We start from the raw sequence: 19,487 nt of genomic DNA, 5'->3' as shown, positions 1-19,487 counted from the left end.
GTATATTTTGACATATTCAAAAAAAACCTTGTGTAGGTTAAAACAATCCATACTTTTGTAACGTTAAGACACAAAAAGTAAGCTATCTACCTATACTCAACAATGACAAAAATTATACTTTCTTCAATGGATGTCTTGTGCCAGTATGCACAGATCCATCTGCAACTTAGGGGTGCTCCACGCAATCATTGCGGTAAGGAACAGCGTTTAAGAATTTAAACCGGCTTTCCCCTTCCTCGTAATTCCCTTCCTGTTACAATATTTTTTTACCTAAAAACTAAACCGTTTTAGTTTGGTTAATCAGGAAATTAGAGATGGACTTTTAAATTGTGTTATTTCTTTATTTCAGATTGAGCACGAGCTTATCTGTCAAGGCCGTTTTACAATACCTTTTACCAATGATTTTGTATTTCCAACCTAACTTAAATTTATAAATGAAGAAAGTTTTACTGTGGAGCATCCTCTTGGTATGCTCCTGCTCATCTTTACTGTGGGCTCAGGAAAGACAAGTTACAGGTACTGTAACATCCGGAGAGGACGGGTCATATTTGCCCGGTGTTAACGTCGTATTGAAAGGGACAAGTGTAGGAACAACGACTGATACAAAAGGTACCTATAAAATCAGTGTACCAGCGGGAGGCAGCCTGACATTTTCTTTCATTGGTTTTAAAACGCAGGAACTTGTTGTTGGTAACAAATCGGTAGTGGACGTTGGTCTGGCACCTGATTTTCAACAATTGGGTGAAGTTGTCATCACAACAGCAGGAGGTTTTCAGACGAAGACAAAGGAACTGGGTACTGCCGCTTCGGTGGTGACTTCCCAGGTTCTGACTGCCGGTAAAGCTGTTAATATTGCCAGCGGTTTGCAGGGCAAAGTAGCAGGTTTCCAGATCAGCGGAACAAGCAGTGGTGTGAATCCGGAATTTCGTCTGGTTCTGCGTGGACAACGTTCTTTAACGGGTAATAATCAGGCACTTGTTGTTTTGGACAACGTGATTGTCCCGTCAAACGTATTGAGTAACCTGAACCCGAATGATGTTGACCAGGTCGTAATCCTTAATGGATCAGGTGCGGCTGCGCTTTATGGTTCGCAGGCATCTAATGGTGCCGTATTGATTACCACGAAAAGAGGTAAAAACGGAAGAACCGAGATCAGCGTATCACAAACAGTTCAGGCCCAGCAAGTTGCTTTTTTACCAAAAATTCAGAAAAAATTTGGCGCGGGCGGATCTGCATACGGACTCAATGGCGTGGGCTCTCCTACTTATAGCTATTTGGAAAACCAATCCTACGGACCAGCATTTGATGGTGTCGTGAGGCCAATCGGCTCTCCGCTTGAAGATGGAAGTCAGGATTCTACGTCATATTCTTACAAGGATGGGCACAACAAGTTCTGGAATATCGGACTTACAAGCCAGACTGACTTTTCCCTAACCAGCGGCGACGACAAATCCAGCCTTTATGTATCAGGCCAGTTTGTTAAAACGCAGGGAACTACGCCGGGCGACAAATTCAATCGTGCCAATATACGTGTTAACGGTTCACGAAAAATTGGAAAAATCGTGAATGTGACTTACAGTACTTCTTTTGCTCCAAACCGCTATGACATCACATCTCAGACGGGATCTATTTATTCAAGTATGTTGAATATGCCGTCGAATGTGGACATTACGAAATACAAAAACTGGCGTACTGATAAGTTTGCCAATCCGAATGGATTTTACAACCCATGGTATTTAAACCCATATTTTGTAGCTGAAACCAATCGTGAAATTGACAAAAACGATTATTTGACTGGTAACCTTGAAATCAAAATTTCACCCATCAAAGGTTTGGATCTGATCGCGCGCCAAGGTATTTCCAGCAGATACTACACCAATAAGTATACAACTGAGGGCTTCACCTATACCGACTACGCGAAAAATACGGAGTCAAGTTCGAAGTCAGATATTCCTTCTTCTGTGACGGAAACGAGCAACAATACGACACAGCTTTTAACGGATGTTCTGGCACAATTTAACAAAACGGTTGGCGCATTCAACTTCAATGTGATCGGAGGCGGCCAGTTAACACAGAACGACGCTAAATATTTAGTAACCGGAATCAGCGGTCTTGTCGTAAAAGATCTGTATAACCTGAGCAATGGTACCGGCTCACCTACTTACTCCGAAGCAGATTTCAGAACACGTCAGGTGGGTGCATATGGAAAAGTAACTGTTGGTTTTAAAGATTACCTTTTCCTTACCGCAACGGGCCGTAACGACTGGGATTCCAGACTGGCTGTAAACAACCGATCTTTCTTCTATCCATCTGCTGAACTGGCATTTGATGCATATGAAGCAATTCCACTGATCCGCGAAAGTAAAGTGATAAACTATTTAAAATTGCGAGGTGGTTTGTCGAAAGTTGGGCAGGTAAACCTTGGTAATGGCTCGGATCCTAACAACTTTGGTGCGTATCAGCTTTTGCCAACTTTTAGCAGTAACACGAGTTATGGTACCGCCAATGGTTTCCCTTATGGCAGCCTTGCCGGTTATTCATTAAGTAATACCCTGGTATCAAATAATCTGAAACCTGAAATTACAAAAGGTTATGAATTCGGTTTTGATTTAAATCTTCTCAGCAACCGCGTTACAACCAACGTTACCTGGTACAACACCAAAACCAATAACCAGACAGTAACAACTTCTTTGTCAAACAGTACAGGTTTCAGCAATTTGCTTACCAACGTGGGCCAGACACAAAGTAAAGGACTTGAATTAAGCCTACACGTAACGCCGGTACAAACAGAAAACTGGAATGTGACTGTGGGTGGAAACTATACTTATCTGAAAAACACAGTAAATTATATTTCCGCAGACCTGCCAACTTTGACACTTTCAACTTCTGGTAATGCTATATCATCGGCTGTTGCAGGTATGTCGTTCCCGGTTATTATGGGTTATGATTATGTAAGAGATCCACAGGGCCGCGTGATTGTGAATTCTTCATCCGGACTTCCTACACAAACTGAAAACCTTCAGGTACTTGGTAACGCAACGCCAAAAAACCGTGTGGGTATGGACGCAAACATCAGCTACAAATCAATTCGTTTTTCTGTTTTGTTTGAATACCGCGGCGGATACAAAGTGTTCAATGGTATTGGCCCTGAATTGGACTGGTCAGGAACAGGTTACAGAACTGCTGTTTACAACCGCGAAAGTTTTGTGTTCCCAAACTCGGTTTACCAGGCTGCTGACGGAAGTTATGTAGAAAATAAAACAATTTCTATCGCCAATGGAAACGGAAACAACGGATTCTGGTCTGATGGTATCAACCGTAATGTTACTTCAAACTATGTTACTTCCGGTAATTTCATCAAACTGAGAGAGATCTCCCTTTCTTATTCGCTGCCTTCTTCACTATTGAGCAAAACAAATTTCATTAAAGATGTTACCATCAGTGCTCAGGGAAGAAACTTGTTCCTATGGATGGCGAAAGACAACTTGTATACAGATCCTGAATACAGCAGTGCAGGTGCAGGAAATAACGGCGGTGGTCTTAACAGCTTAAACCAGACGCCTCCTACACGCTATTTTGGTGGAACTGTGGCGTTTAAATTTTAATGATCCAATTCAGATCTTGAATTAATAAAATTGAAAAAATGAAAAAATTACATATAGTTACTTTTCTGATATTAACTGTGCTTGGTACGTCATGTAATGACTATCTGGACGTAAATACCAATACCAATCAGGCAACAACCGTTTCACCGGAGCTCGTGCTACCGCAGGCAATCGCGGCAACTGCCCAGGTTTTGAACCGGTATAATACCTACGGAATGGAAACCGGTGGTTATGGAGCCAATGCCGGTGGATACGGAGGTTTTAATGAATTGGTTACTTATAACTACAATTCAAATAACTTCTCAGATCTATGGCCAAACAGCTATGACAATCTTCAGGATTTTCAATATATCATTGACAATACCGAAGGAAACGAGACTTACAGTTTTTACAATGCGGCAGCAAAGATCATGAAAGCACATGGATTTCAGTTGCTGGTTGATACTTATGGTAATGTTCCGTATACAGACGCTTTAAAAGGAGCCAATCTCCTGACGCCTAAATATGATGAAGCAGCAGCAATTTACACTGATCTTGCAGCACAGCTCGACATTGCCATTGCGACCATCAATTCAGGAAATGCAGCAAAAGCAGCAGGTAAAACCATGATCAACCTCGGTGCGGCCGATGTACTTTTTAAAGGTGATATGACCAAATGGTTGCAGCTGGCAAATACAATCAAACTAAGACTTATTGTACGCGCAACCGGTAAAACAACTTTTGCAAATTCAGCATTTGATGCGGCAGGTTTTTTAACGGACGACGCACTAATCAACCCTGGTTATACAAGAGATGCCAACAGACAAAATCCGCAATGGAACCAGTGGGCATATACTTACACGGGATCTGCGGCAACAAAATCCTGGATTCCGACCAATTTCATCCTGAGTTTTTATGATGGAAGTAAGTTGAAAGACGAAGGAAGAGGTGCTGCCATTTACTACAAGTTTCCCGCAACTGGTGTAAACCAGCTTGGTGTTGAAAACAACACAGTACCATCAAGCCCAACTGGTGGATTCTGGTATTCTGGTACCGACCGTACCGGAACAACTGCGGGTGATGTACCCGGCACTTTGAAAGGTCCTGATGCCGGCTACCCTGTCATTACTGCTGCTGAAAGTTACTTCCTGCAATCCGAAGCGGTTGTAAGAGGAATTTTAAAAACCGGAGATGCAAAAGTTCTTTTTGAAAATGGCATCAAGGCTTCCTTTGATTATATATATCAATTACCGGACGAAACACTTTCAGGTGATGCGGCTGGTGATGCAGCAAAATACATCGCTGAAAACCAGACAAATTATCTTGCAAACTTCACTTTGGCAACAACGGATGCACGTAAGATCGAAGCAATCGTTACGCAGAAATATATTGCATTGAATTTTGTGAACAGTAATGAAGGCTGGAACGAATACCGACGGACCGGCTACCCTGCCGTGAGCGGAACAAGTGCACGCGGAACATTTGCTTCCACCGTTTCGCAAAGTCCGCGCCCTGACAGGTTACCTACAAGAATTTTGTATCCTGCTTCTGAGGCATCGTTTAACGCTGCGAACTTACCACAAGGAATCAGTCCATTCACAACACTTATTTTCTGGGCAAAATAAAAATGACATTCATGAAACGATCCATCATAAAATCAATTTTCTTTCTGGCCGCGGCATTGAGTTTAACATCCTGCCTGGATGGCGACGAGCAGAATATCCCGGCAGACTCCTCACAGTCGATACTTGAATTGCTGTATATCCCTCCGGGAGGAACTACGATAAATTCAGGGCTGACTTATTATGCCAATGCAGCACTTACTTATCCGGCAACAGATGAGGCCGATACTGCCACATTTGTAGTTTCCCTTCAGGGCTCTAAAGAACTGAGCAAAGATCTGACCATCAATCTGACGGTTAATGGAAATGCTGCAAACGATAATTTTGCCAGCGATTCTATTAAGTATGTTTTGATGCCGGATAGTCTTTATACTTTCATTAATAAAACAGCGGTAATCAAAGCAGGTGAAAGATCAGCAGAGTTCAAAGTGATTTTCTATCCTTCTAAAATAGATGCTACCAAAAATTTCGCTTTGCCGGTTACTGCAACAAATGATGGTAATATTGACATCAGCTCAAATTTTGGCCATATCTATTTCCACGCCATCGGCAACCCGATTGGTGGTGCTTATTCGTGGGATTACGATCGGTATGACAGCCAGGATAAATCTGTTGCCAGCACTTCATCTTTTAAGGGGAAGTCAACCATTTTTTCTCCTGTGGATCCTACCACAATCAAAGTATCAACAGGATACTATAACACCCATTATCTAATTTCCTTTACCAATACAAATGGAGTGTTATCCGACTTTACTGCTGTTATCGATCCTGATGATGTGGCAGAAGTTTATCCTGTTGGAACTATAACTCTGGTCACGGCTCCAAAAATTACCGTAACTGAAAACAACACCAAATTTGTGATTAATTATGTAGTGTTTAACGGCTCAGCTTATAGAAATATAACAGACACTTTTTATAAATAACAGAAGCATTTTTTGACTAGCGGGAGTAGCGGCACATCATATGTGTTGCTACTCCTGCTCTTTTTTGTAACCCAAAGTTGTAATATGTAAACTATTTAAAATGAAAATTTCAGTAATTACTTTTATTCCATAAAAAATCTCAAACTCCAAATATAATTTTGAATAACTGTTCTCATTATGCTTTTTCAATGATAAGTATCCAATCTTGGAAGAACAAATTATACCATTAAACGTAGATTATAGAAGTTTAATGCTTTTGTTAAAATTAAATTAAAAATTGGCAATGTTTACGCTCATTTTTTGGACAATTCGCAATGTTGTCTACAAAATCCTGTTTTACGTATCTTCTGTACCGTTCTGAAAATACGACTGATTTTTCTTAACATTATAGTAATAATCCTATTTTATTTATACCAAAACCGGCATCAGACATAATTGCAATTTTCGCATTTAATACTAGATAATTACTAAGAATTATAATATTATATCAGGAAACCACGTCTAGTGCCAAAGTAAATTTTGAATTTTTGCAAAAATACCTTGTAATGGTTAAAACAATAATTACTTTTGCAACATTAAATTTTCTTAATAAAACCTAACTTAATTTTTAAAGTATGAGGAAGATTCTATTATCGTTATTGGGATGCTTGCTGCTCTTGGGCACACAGGCGTACGCCCAAGATCGCTCCCTGACTGGTAAGGTCATTGCAGAAGACGGCTCAACATTGCCGGGTGTGAATATTTCCGTAAAAGGAACTAACCGGGGATCGACAACAGACGCTAAAGGAGAGTATTCGATTGCAGTTTCACAAGGAGCTACACTTGTTTTCAGTTTCATCGGATTTCAAACACTGGAAGCAACTGTTGGATCACAATCTGTTTTAAATGTTACCCTTAAAAATGACGTTAGCCAGCTTCAGGAAGTTGTGGTAACGGCACAGGGGATTGAAAGAAAACGTAACGAGCTTGTTTATGCAGCTCAGGGTGTTTCTGCTGAACAAATCACGCAGTCTCGTAACCCTAACGTTATGAACGCTCTTGCTGGTAAAGTGGCTGGTATGGATATTAAATCTTCGAATGCAATGGGTGGTTCTACCAACGTTGTTATTCGTGGTTTTAAATCGATGACAGGTAACAACCAGGCACTTTGGGTAATTGACGGAGTTCCTGTTTCAAATGCAAACAATAACTCTACAACACAACAAGGTGGTGGTGCAGGTGCTGACTACGGTAATGCTGCGCAGGATATCAACCCGGACAACATCGCGTCTATCAACGTACTGAAAGGTGCTGCTGCTTCTGCGCTTTACGGTTCACGTGCTGCGAATGGTGTGATCATGATCACAACTAAAAAAGGAAAGAAAAACAGTTTTGATGTAACTGTTAACAGTGGTGTTACATGGGGTACGATCGACAAAAGTACTTTCGCAAAATATCAGAATGAATACGGTGGAGGTTACGGCGGGGACAAATTGTCTACTGGTGCTGTAAACCCTGCAAGATTCTACACAGGTAACCTTGGTTCAGGAACTGGTCCGATTGCCCGTTTCGATGATGATGCTTCTTTTGGAGCAAAATTTGATCCAAGTCTGATGGTTTATCAGTGGGATGCACATGATCCGTTCTCTCCAAATTACCAAAAAATGAGACCATGGGTTGCAGCTTCAAACGGACCCGTTAAGTTTTTTGAAACAGCTGTTACTTCAAACCAAAGCATTAATATCAGCGGTGGTGGAGATAAAAGCACTTTCAAAGTTGGTTTTACAAGAAATGACGAAAAAGGTGTATTGCCAAACAGTACTTTAAAGAAAAACCTTTTCAACTTCGGTGGTTCTTATGATTTGACTTCAAAATTAACAGCAACAGCTGCGGTTAACTTCAGCCAGATCACAGGTATGGGTCGTTACGGAACTGGTTATAGCGGTAAAAACCCTAATCAGGCTTTCAGACAGTGGACACAAACTAACGTTGACCTTCTTGAACAAAAAGAAGCATATTTCCGTAATTCACAAAACGTAACCTGGAACTGGAACAATCCTACAAAACCAACAGGTCCTATTTATGCGGATAACGCTTATTTCAACCGTTACCAGAACTACAACAACGATGCGCGTACGCACATCCAGGGTAATGTTGCTTTGATGTACAAAATCGCTGACTGGGTTGACGTAATGGGACGTTATTCATACGACGGAACTCAGGATTTCCAGGAAGAACGTACAGCTATCGGTAGCTCAGGAACTTCTTCTTATTCAAGATTTGACCGTACTTTCTACGAAACCAACCTTGACTTTTTGGCTAACTTCCGTAAGGCTATTAACAAAGACCTTAGCTTTACAGGAGCCTTGGGAACAAACATGAGAAGATCAAAAATGTCTTCTATGCGTTCTGCTACCAATGGTGGTCTTGTTGTTCCAAATCTTTATTCTTTATCAAACTCAGTTAGTGCTATTCAGGCACCGACAGAAGTCGTTGAGAAAATTGGTGTGGATGGTATTTTTGCCAATGCTGCATTTGACTACAAAGGTTTAATTAACCTTGAACTTGCTGCAAGACAAGATAAATCAACAACGCTTCCAACATCGAACAACACATATTTTTATCCATCTGTTGGAGCTAACTTTAACTTCTCAAACCTTGGCTTCCTTAAAACAAGTACTTGGTTGACAGCTGGTAAAATCCGTGCTAACTATGCTGAGGTTGGTAACGACGCTCCTCCTTTGTCTATCTACAATACGTATGACAAACCAACAGGTATCGGTTCTGTACCTTACTTCTCACTTCCAAATACGAGAAATAATGCTGACCTGAAATCTGAAAGATCAAAAAGTTATGAAGTTGGTTTAGAAGCTTCTTTCCTTCAGGATCGTATTGGTTTCGATTTGACAATGTACAAAACGAACACGCTTGACCAGATTATCCCGGTAACAATTTCATCTGCGACTGGTTACACAGCAAGATATGTTAACTCAGGAGAGATGCAGAATAAAGGTGTTGAAATCTCTGCCTTCATAACACCTATCCAGACTTCGAACTTCTCATGGAAAATGAATGTTAACTTTACAAGAAACCGTAATGAAGTTTTAAGTCTTTATGGTGATGTAACAAACGTTCAGATTAACTCTTTCCAGGGTGGTGTAACAGTGAACGCAGCACTTAAAGTTGATCCTGTAACAGGAAAACCAACAGGCGGTGGGTATCCTTACGGTATTATCAGAGGTACAGACTTTAGCTATACTGACGCTGGGCAAAAAATTGTTGGAACAAACGGTATCTACAAACCTACCGCGGCTTCTGACAAAATCATTGGTAATCCAAACCCGGATTGGTTAGGTGGTGTTTCCAACACATTAAGATACAAATCCCTTGCACTTAGCTTCCTTGTTGACGTTCGTAAAGGTGGCGATATCTGGTCACTGGATCAGTGGTATGGCGAAGGAACTGGTCTTTATCCTGTAACAGCTGGTTTGAACGAACTTGGAAATCCTAAAAGAGATCCAGTTTCACAAGGTGGTGGTGTATTGTTCCCAGGTGTACAAGCTGACGGAACTCCAAACACAGTAAGAGCGCAGAATATCGACGGTAACGGTGCAACTGCTTATGGTTATGCTGCAAATGGTCCTCGTGCTGCTTACATCTACGATGGTAGCTATGTGAAATTGAGAGAAGTTTCTCTTAACTATTCACTTCCAAACGCTATTGTATCTAAACTACGTGCATTCAAAGAAATCAACGTTGCCCTTATTGGCCGTAACCTTTGGATCATTCACAAAAACATGGAATATTCAGATCCTGAAGACGGGCTTAGCTCAGGTACAGGTAATGGAGCAGGTGGATACCAAAGTGGTGCTTATTCAGCTGTTAGAAGTTATGGTTTCAATGTTAAATTCCGTTTCTAAGAAATAATTATGAAAAAATTATCAATTCTTGTTGCGTCCATCTTCATGTTAACCGCTTGTGTTGACAGTCTGGACGACTACAATGTGGATACAAAAAAGGCTACGGAAGTTCCTGCGGCAACTTTGTTCTCCAATGCCTTAAAAGGGCTGATCGATGATATCACGACGCCTAGTGTTAATACTAACAATTTCCGTCTGTATGTTCAGCAGTGGTCCACGACCACGTATTTAGATGAGCCTCGCTACAATTTGACTGCGCGTACAATTCCTCAGTCGTTCTGGCAGGCAATCTACCGTGATGTAATTTCTGATATTACAGAATCAAAACGCATTCTGAACGCAAATACTCTGGTAGCTGCTGATGCAAAAGCTAACCAACTGGCACAGTTGGAAATTACAGAAATCTATGCATGGTCTATCCTTGTAAACACTTTCGGTAACATTCCTTATACTCAGGCCATGGATCCAACTAATCCACTACCTGCTTATGACGACGCAAAAACTGTTTATTATTCTTTGTTAGACAGATTGGATGCATCTCTTGCAACAATCAATACAACAGGTGCTGCTTTTGGTGCTGGTGATTTGATCTACAAAGGTGACATGACTAAGTGGAAAAAATTTGGTAACTCGCTTAAATTGAAAATGGCTCTTATCATTGCTGATAGTGACGAAGCAAAAGCAAAAGCACTTGTTGCGGCCGCTGCGCCAAACGTTTTCACTTCCAATGCAGACAAAGCTGCTTTCGCTTATGTGAGCACACCACCGAACTACAACCCTGTAGCTCAAAATTTGAACGCTTTGTTCTCAAGCCGTCAGGATTATGTAATCGCTTCTACTTTTACTGATAAGCTTAACGCGCTTAACGATCCAAGAAGACCGATTTACTTCACGCCTACTACTGCCGGAACTTATGTGGGTGGTAACTACGGATTCCTTAACACATATTCTGATTTCTCTCACCCAGGTACCAAGATCATCGATCCAACATTGGAAGGTCTTTACATGGATTACAGCGAAGTTGAATTTGATTTGGCAGAAGCTGTTGAAAGAGGTTTTATCACAGGAAGTGCAGAAGATCATTATAACAAAGCCATCACTGCTTCAATTACATATTGGGCAAGCCAGGCAAGTTTGACAACTGGCCCTGCTGATGCTGCTGCTTATCTTGCACAGCCAGGAGTTGCCTATACAACTGCAACTGGTGACTGGAAACAAAAAATCGGTACGCAGAAATGGATCGCTCTTTACAACAGAGGATACGAAGCTTGGGTTGAATGGAGAAGATTGGATTATCCAAAATTGTCTCCTCCAACAGGCGGAAACGCTCAGGCTGGTTTAGCTATTCCAGTGAGAATTATCTACCCGATCAACGAACAAACGCTTAACCCGGCAAGCCGCTCAGCAGCTGCAACGGCAATTGGCGGTGACCTTGCAACGACTAAACTTTGGTGGGACAAATTCTAATCACGAGTTAATACTACAATAATTGAAACGGGCAAAATTTAATTTTGCCCGTTTTTTTATATATTTGGACCTCGTACTTTATTATCAAAAACGCATGGAATTCTTAAAAAGTCAGCGCCTTAACAATCTCAAATATGAAATTCGTGGGGCTACTTATGAAAAAGCATTAGAGCTGGAAAGCCTTGGCTTCAAAATTCATAATCTGAACATTGGGAATCCCGCGCCATTCGGTTTCGATTCTCCTGATGAAATTGTGCATGATATCATTATGAATATCCGTAATGCACAAGGTTATTCCGATTCCCGCGGATTGTTTTCAGCCCGGAAAGCGGTGATGCACTACACCCAGACCATCGGAATTCAGGATGTTGAGATCAATGATATATTTATTGGTAATGGCGTTAGTGAACTGATCCTGTTATCCATGCAGGCCCTGCTGAATCCTGGTGATGAAATTCTTGTTCCTTCTCCGGATTATCCATTATGGACGGCAGCAATCGCATTGAGCGGTGGCAAACCTGTACATTATGTATGTGATGAAGAAGCGGACTGGAACCCGGATCTGGAAGATATGGAAAGCAAGATCACTTCCCGCACAAAGGGAATTGTACTAATCAATCCTAACAATCCTACCGGCGCAGTATATGAAAAAGATGTGCTGATGCGCATCGCGAAAATGGCCGAAGAACATGGTCTCATTATTTTTTCTGATGAGATCTATGACAAAATATTATATGACGGAGCGGTGCATTATCCAATGGGATCTTTGGTGCATGATACATTATGCGTTTCCTACGGCGGACTTTCGAAAAACTACCGGTCGGCAGGTTTCCGTGGTGGCTGGATGATTTTGAGCGGGGCCAAACAAAAAGCAAAGTCTTATGTGGAAGGTTTATTGCTTTTGGCCAGTATGCGTCTTTGCGCCAATGTTCCTACACAATATGCAATCCAGACTGCTCTGGGTGGTTATCAAAGTATAAAGGAACTTGTCGTTCCAACCGGAAGATTACACAAACAGATGAATCTGATTTACGACAGGCTGGTAGCCATTCCGGGGATTACCTGCGTGAAACCAAAAGGTTCTTTATACGTTTTTCCAAAAATCGATCTGAAAAAATTCGGTCTGGAAAATGATGAGAAATTTGTATATGACCTGCTCAGCGAACAAAGAGTTCTGGTAGTAGCCGGTACCGGTTTCAATTATATTTCCGACGACCATTTCAGAATTGTTTTTCTTCCGACAATGGATGAGTTAAACCAGGCCATGGACAAACTGGAATATTTTCTTGAAACAAGACGGGTATTGTCAACCCGCACAGTGGAAGAAGTGATCGCCTGATAGGTAGCTTTTAGCAGTTAGGAATTTAGCTATTGGCTTTTTACGGCTAATGGCTATTTTTTTGCCAATATTTTACAACTTAAAATTCTCCTGTTAACTAACTTAAAACAAGCCGAAAGCTAACGCCCAACCGCGAAAAGCCAACAGCTGACCCAACCCTATGATCCAACAATCAGTGGCAGAGCAAAAAAGACAACGACTCTTTCTTGTGCTCTGCGGAATTTTTCTGACCAATGCGCTTATCGCAGAAATTATCGGCACAAAAATATTTTCCGTTGAATCCCTTTTGGGAATAAATCCTGCCCAGATACCGATTGGCGGCACCAAACTGGATTTCAACATGACAGCAGGTGTAGTAAACTGGCCGGTTGTTTTTATTACGTCCGATATTATCAATGAATATTTCGGAACAAAAGGTGTCAAAAGAATTTCCTATCTGACTGCGATATTTATTGTTTACACTTTCCTGACCATTTTTGTTGCTACAAAATTACCTCCTGCACAATTCTGGCTGGATGTAAATAGTACGGATAGTCATGGAAATCATTTCAATATTAACGACGCCTTTAACAAAATTTTTAACCAGGGATTAGGGATCATGATCGGTTCGATTGTGGCATTTCTCTTGGGCCAGATTCTGGACGTTTTTGTTTTTTCATGGTTGAGAAAAAGAACAGGCAGCAAGCATATCTGGCTCCGTGCCACGGGCTCAACCATGTTTTCCCAGCTTGTCGACAGTTTTGTGGTTTTGACTATTGCCTTTTATATTTTCGGCAATTGGGATATGAAACAGATTCTTTCAGTGGGTAGTATTAATTATTTATACAAAGGTAGTGTCGCGATTTTGCTGACTCCGATTTTGTATATCGCCCACTATTTTATTGACGGGTATTTGGGTAAGGAATATGCTGAGGAGCTGGCGCATCATGCTGCGCATGATGGGGAGGTCTTGTGAGTTCGCTGTAAGTCCGAACCAATAATTAAAAAAAATGGAGTTCAATTCAATTTGAACTCCATTTTTATTATCATTTTATGATTTCAAAGCTACTTTCTGTTCCCTTTCCTGCATACCACATCAACTGATCATTAAACCAAACTCTTTCAGAGATCACACTTGCACCAGTGTTCTCCATATATTTGCACTTAATTGCATCAATTTCTCCATTTTCTACCTGAAGATAAGTCGTTGTCTCCTTAACACCCTTTCCCCCATCAAGCAAAACCTTCAAATAATAGTAATTTTCCAGACCATGTTTTACAATTTGGTAACCCATTGGATGATCCAGGTTTGGCACTAAAAACAATTTTTTCTGTCCATCCCTCACATAGAAAACTTTGAAATCTTTTATCCTGTTTTCATTCGCAGGATTCAAAAGATCATTTCCAGCCTTATCACTGATTCTAATATTTGTACTTTGCACCACAATAACACCTCCAAGGAAAATATCCTTACTTTGCACATTATCCTCCTTACAACCAACAGATAGTAAGAAAATCATCAACAGGGATATGCAGGATAACAGATTTTTCATGATACGAAATTGAGAAATGAGTTTATATAAATCCAGACAAGTAAACCTATCAAATAGTTGTAACCAGATTATAAATAATCAGTTTTTAAAACCCGTCGGACGGCAGAAAAAAGCCGTCCGACGGGTCGCCCGGTCCGACGGTTTTTTCACCGTCGGACCGGCTTTAAAAATACCAATCTGAAATTGATTATGGTTAGCTCCTCACCCAACAATCCTCCTCATATTATCCAGCATTACCGCAGTCGCGATCCCAACATTTAAAGATTCCGCCTCTCCTACCCTTGGAATTGTAATCCGGTGTGTGATAAAAGCTTCAACTTCCGGGCCGACACCATTGGATTCATTGCCCATCACCACATAACCACCCTCTGCTGAAAATTTATGCTCATAAATGGAATCTCCGTCCAGAAAAGCACCAATAATTGTACGATCTTTTGCGTTTTGGGAAAGGTATTCCGGAAGATTGGTATAATAAAGATCAATCCTGGTGAACGAGCCTTTACTTGCCGCTATAACTTTTGGATTGTAAAAATCAGTCGTATCCGGTGAGCAGATTATTTTCTTTACACCATACCAGTCTGCAATCCGGATGATAGTTCCTAAATTTCCGGGATCACGAATATCATCTAAAATCAATGCATATTCCTGCATATCTGCGCTTAAAAAAACGTTATCTTTCGTCTTTGCCACAGCCAGACAAGAATCATTGGTTTGAAATAATCCCAGACCTTCCAGTTCTTTTGGCGTAACAGTTTCGACAAGAGTTTTATGGTCAGATAAAATACTTGAGTATTTTTGTTGAAAATCCGGAGTAGACAATACAAATTCAACTTCAAACTCTGAGGCTAATAATTCAAGTACACTTTTAGCACCTTCAATGATAAACGCCTCTTGAAGCTGACGGTACTTCTTGATTTTCAGAGAATTAATATATTTTACACGATTTTTAGACAACATTGAATATTAGTTGTAGGGTTACATATTTCGGATATTTCTTCCTTTTCTTCCTGGGAGTGACAGGTTGCGCCCGGAAAACAAGCACTTCGACAGGTCAGTACTTTTTGGGCACTTCTACTTTCAAAGGTAACAAAGTCATCAGCGATTCTGACCTGGATGCCCTGATTCCGCAGAGACCAAACAGCCGTTTCCTTAGTTTGCCAATTTTTCCAAAAGTTGGGATTTACCAGTTTGGAGAGCTTTTTTACAAAAAAGAAGAAAAGCAGCGTAAGGTCATCGAGGTGACGCAAAATTATCAGAAAGAATCTCGTTTACACGAAAATAATGTCAGGCAATTAGAAAAGATTCAGAGAAGATATGCCAAAAAACTGGCCCGCGCTCAAAAACGGGTTGACGAAGGTAATTTCTGGATGCGTGTTTTGGGAGAAGCGCCGGTATATTACATCCGTAGTGAGGTTGTGAAGAATGCTGAAAAGATGCAGAAATATCTTTACAACAATGGTTTTTTCCAGAGCTCGGTTACTTTTAAAAACGATACAACATTCAAACGGATTCAGGTAAAATATTTTATTGATGAAAATCGTCCTACAATTCTGGACAATATTAATTATCAGGTAAGAAACCAGATGATTGACAGTCTGCTGAAATCTTCTTCAAAAGACGCTGTATTAATCAGTAAAAAAAGATATGATGGCGACGCTTTTGAAGAAGAAAGAGTAAGGATCGAAACCTTGCTGCGTAATCAGGGATACTTCGGCTTTTCCCGTCAGAATGTTTCTTTCCTGATCAATGATACCATTACCAAACCAAAAACTGACAGCATTTTCAGAACGGTAGATGTAAATGTGAATGTCAGTTTGCCTGCAAAAGAAAAAAATCCGGTTCCTTATACCATTGAATCGGTTCGTTTTGAAGTACTGCCTCCGGCCGGATTACCTGATTCTCTTTTTAAAAAAGATACCGTTTATTCTCAGGGAATCCAATATATTTTTGCAGATAAAAAGTTTGCTCCACGAATACTGGATACCAAAATCGTTGTCCGTCCGGGTCAGCTATATAGCCAGAAAAACGAAAGAGACACACAACGACAGCTTTCTTTGACCGATCAGTTCAGGTTTGTAAATTATAGTTTTGATTCAACGGGGCATAATCTGAAAGTGCATTATCAGGCAGTTCCTCTGGAAAAATACCAGGTTTCTGCGGATGTAGGTTTAAATGTGATCCAGCTTCAGGGTGCTCCCGGGCCCTTTGCCAATTTATCCTACAAGATCCGAAACGTATTTAACGGTCTTGAAAACTTCGAGGCCAACCTTCGCGGCGGTATCGAGCTTGTGCCCGGTTTTGTTGAAAACAACGGCATTTACAGAAGCCAGGAAATCGGGCTGAACACCTCGCTGACTTTTCCCCGGTTGCTGATTCCTGTCCATTCCTTCCAGAGAAAATCGGCCCTGTACAATCCGAGAACGCAGATTGGCTTAGGTTATAATTATGTGGAGCGTCCTGAATATACCCGGACAAATGTCAAAGTTGCTATGAGTTATTCCTGGCAGCCAACAGCTAAAACACTGTGGACTTTATCCTTCATCGATCTGAACATTCTTAATACTACTAAAAAAAGTACGGATTTCCAGATTCTTCTTGATACCTTATTTGATCAAGGGAATAACCTTAAATACAGTTTTCAGCCCTCATTTGTATCGGATGTAAACCTGACATTTGTTCACAATACCAATTCTATTATCGGACCGCAGAAAAATGCACACTACCTGCGCGTTGCCCTGGAATCAGGTGGAACAACGCTGAATATTTTACCTGGTCAGCAACGCTGGATACAGGATATATTTGGCGAACTTCAATTTTACAAATATTTAAGAGCCAATATTGACTATCGCCGTTACTGGCCAACAGGCCGGCGATCCTCCTTTATTGCCCGGGTAAACAGCGGGGCTATTTACAGTTATGGCAGCGGCAATGTTACCCCTTATGAAAAATACTTTTTTGCAGGTGGTTCCAACAGTTTACGCGCATGGCTCCCAAGACGTCTTGGACCCGGATCTGCCGCTCCCCGTGTGATATCAAGTTCAACCTCTTCCAACCTAACCTTCGAAGCACCGGGAGATCTTTTGCTGGAAGGAAATCTTGAATGGCGCGGGCATCTTGCCAAATTCTTCGGAGATATCAATTATGCTCTTTTTATTGATGCCGGAAATGTATGGAGCCTGAGTAAATCAGCTCCTGAAGCTCAAAAATTAAAACCCGATACTTTTTTAAAGGAAATTGCAGTCGGAACAGGTTTTGGTATCCGTTATGACCTTTCCTTTTTTATATTAAGATTTGATTTCGGAACAAAAATTTATGATCCCTACACAAATAAATTCGTCCTCGACAAACTGGAATTTAATAAACTGTTCAATAGAAGACAGGAAAACTTCCTGAACGTCAACCTCGGCGTTGGCTACCCCTTTTAATCAGTCCTGACTAGGCCACACTTTGAACTATCAACCTATTTAAGAAATCTTAACATCCAACTTCACTGCCAGTTTGTCAGTTTATGCCGTTTTATTTGTAGCTTTGTAGTTCGTCCCCGGAACAAATCGTGATTACAAATCATTATAAGAAGACTTCCGAACAAAGAAATACATATCGTTCAATTTCACGGACAAATGGAGAACAGAATTGCGCAGAGCTTAAAAATATTGACTGAAACGGATAAAGAAGCGTGTGAGACAGTGCGTGTTTCAGAAAATGAGCCTATATCTAATAAAAAACGTTTATTCATAGAAAGTTACGGTTGCCAGATGAATTTCGCAGATAGTGAAATTGTGGCTTCCGTGATGCGGGAAGCAGGTTTTGCTACAACATCTGATGTGGAAAATGCGGATCTTGTGTTCCTGAATACCTGCGCGATCAGAGATAACGCTGAGCAACGCGTAAGAACACGCCTCAAACAGCTGAATGTATATAAGAAAAAAAGACCGGGTATGCTGATCGGCGTATTGGGCTGCATGGCAGAACGACTTAAAGCCAAACTTCTTGAAGAAGAGAAAATGGTGGATATCGTAACCGGCCCCGACGCATACCGTGACCTTCCAAGATTGGTTGAAGAAGCAGAAACGGGACAAAAAGGAGTAAATGTCTTTCTTTCAAGAGAAGAAACTTACGCTGACATTTCTCCGGTCCGTTTGAATTCTAATGGTATCACAGCACTGATTTCCATCATGCGTGGCTGTGATAATATGTGCAGTTTCTGCGTGGTACCTTATACCCGAGGACGAGAACGAAGCCGTGATCCTGAATCAATTTTGAAGGAAGCGCAGGATTTGTTTAACAATGGCTACAAAGAAGTAACCTTGCTCGGACAAAATGTGGATAGCTATAAATATGCTAATCCTGATAACAAAACAGAAATCTTTTCTTTTGCAAAACTACTGGAAAGAGTCGCGCTGATCAGCCCGGAACTTCGCGTTCGTTTTAGTACTTCCCATCCAAAAGACATTACGGATGAAGTGCTTTACACGATCAAAAAGTACGATAACATTTGTAAATACATTCACTTACCCGCACAAAGTGGCAATAGCCGTGTGCTGGAAATTATGAACCGGACTTATACCCGCGAATGGTATCTGGAAAGAATTGACAGCATCCGGAAAATTCTGGGTGAAGAATGCGGAATTTCCCATGATATGATCGCCGGATTTTGTACCGAAACCGAAGAAGAGCACCAGGATTCACTTTCGTTGCTGGAATATGTGCGATTTGATTTTGGTTATATGTTCTCGTACTCTGAGCGTCCGGGAACACCAGCTGCGAAGAAATTTGCTGACGATATCCCGGCCGATGTAAAACAAAGGCGTCTGGCTGAAATTATAGAAATACAGCAAAGAATTTCTACCGAAAAAAATCAGAAACTGATCGGAACAATCCAAAAAGTTTTGGTTGAAGGCACCTCAAAACGCTCAGATCAAGATTTTTCAGGCAGAAGTGACCAAAATAAAGTGGTTATTTTCCCAAGAGAAAATTTCAAAAAAGGTGATTATGTTAATGTGTTAATTACAGATGCAACCTCAGCTACCCTGCGTGGAAAAGCAGTAGTTGAGGAAGAAATAATACAGTTAGCTTAATTAAAATAGTCCGTTGCATTAACCAACAAAAGGCTAATTGCCA

At 40.9% G+C, this 19,487-nt stretch carries 11 protein-coding genes; 9 read left to right on the top strand and 2 right to left on the bottom strand.

Features of this window, described 5'->3' with window-relative positions:
* Nucleotides 1-434: 434 nt before the first annotated feature.
* The 7 genes from LXL81_RS28410 to LXL81_RS28380 all read left to right on the top strand — a co-directional run bounded on the left by LXL81_RS28410 (nt 435) and on the right by LXL81_RS28380 (nt 13,789).
* Nucleotides 435-3,605 carry a SusC/RagA family TonB-linked outer membrane protein gene (locus tag LXL81_RS28410; RefSeq protein WP_234651419.1) on the top strand — a complete coding sequence of 1,057 codons (3,171 nt, stop codon included), beginning with the start codon at nt 435-437 and terminating at the stop codon, nt 3,603-3,605.
* Between the two features lie 38 nt (nt 3,606-3,643).
* A complete protein-coding gene (locus LXL81_RS28405) occupies nt 3,644-5,209 on the top strand; it encodes a SusD/RagB family nutrient-binding outer membrane lipoprotein (RefSeq protein ID WP_234651417.1) in 1,566 nt (521 codons plus the stop codon).
* A gap of 11 nt (nt 5,210-5,220) precedes the next feature.
* A complete protein-coding gene (locus LXL81_RS28400) occupies nt 5,221-6,129 on the top strand; it encodes a DUF1735 domain-containing protein (protein WP_234651415.1) in 909 nt (302 codons plus the stop codon).
* A gap of 614 nt (nt 6,130-6,743) precedes the next feature.
* Nucleotides 6,744-10,028: a SusC/RagA family TonB-linked outer membrane protein gene (locus LXL81_RS28395; RefSeq protein WP_234651413.1), complete on the top strand. Its 3,285-nt coding sequence runs from the start codon at nt 6,744-6,746 to the stop codon at nt 10,026-10,028.
* Between the two features lie 9 nt (nt 10,029-10,037).
* Nucleotides 10,038-11,495, top strand: coding sequence for a SusD/RagB family nutrient-binding outer membrane lipoprotein (locus LXL81_RS28390; RefSeq protein WP_234651411.1), 1,458 nt, complete (start codon nt 10,038-10,040; stop codon nt 11,493-11,495).
* A gap of 94 nt (nt 11,496-11,589) precedes the next feature.
* On the top strand, nt 11,590-12,834 hold the full coding sequence (locus tag LXL81_RS28385) for a pyridoxal phosphate-dependent aminotransferase (RefSeq protein WP_234651401.1): 1,245 nt from the start codon (nt 11,590-11,592) through the stop codon (nt 12,832-12,834).
* Between the two features lie 160 nt (nt 12,835-12,994).
* The gene (locus tag LXL81_RS28380) at nt 12,995-13,789 is read left to right on the top strand and encodes a queuosine precursor transporter (RefSeq protein ID WP_234651398.1); all 795 of its coding nucleotides are present in this window, start codon (nt 12,995-12,997) and stop codon (nt 13,787-13,789) included.
* A 70-nt stretch (nt 13,790-13,859) separates the two neighbouring features.
* Here the strand turns inward: LXL81_RS28380 and LXL81_RS28375 are convergent, their stop codons facing one another.
* Together LXL81_RS28375 and LXL81_RS28370 are read right to left on the bottom strand one after the other, a co-directional pair.
* Entirely contained in the window at nt 13,860-14,366 is a 507-nt protein-coding gene (locus LXL81_RS28375; protein ID WP_234651396.1) for a hypothetical protein, read from the bottom strand.
* A 201-nt stretch (nt 14,367-14,567) separates the two neighbouring features.
* The gene (locus tag LXL81_RS28370) at nt 14,568-15,323 is read right to left on the bottom strand and encodes an RNA methyltransferase (RefSeq protein ID WP_234651394.1); all 756 of its coding nucleotides are present in this window, start codon (nt 15,321-15,323) and stop codon (nt 14,568-14,570) included.
* On the opposite strand from LXL81_RS28370, the gene LXL81_RS28365 reads away from it, so the two are divergent.
* Together LXL81_RS28365 and miaB are read left to right on the top strand one after the other, a co-directional pair.
* Nucleotides 15,323-17,791, top strand: a complete 2,469-nt coding sequence (locus LXL81_RS28365) for a BamA/TamA family outer membrane protein (protein WP_234651391.1) — start codon at nt 15,323-15,325, stop codon at nt 17,789-17,791. The genes LXL81_RS28370 and LXL81_RS28365 overlap by 1 nt on opposite strands.
* Before the next feature lie 195 nt (nt 17,792-17,986).
* Nucleotides 17,987-19,444, top strand: a complete 1,458-nt coding sequence (miaB, locus tag LXL81_RS28360; RefSeq protein ID WP_234651390.1) for a tRNA (N6-isopentenyl adenosine(37)-C2)-methylthiotransferase MiaB — start codon at nt 17,987-17,989, stop codon at nt 19,442-19,444.
* The last annotated feature ends 43 nt before the right edge of the window (nt 19,445-19,487 follow it).

The organism is Dyadobacter sp. CY356 (genome assembly GCF_021440195.1).
Classification (GTDB): Bacteria; Bacteroidota; Bacteroidia; order Cytophagales; family Spirosomataceae; genus Dyadobacter.
This window is presented reverse-complemented; position numbering and strand designations above follow the sequence as displayed.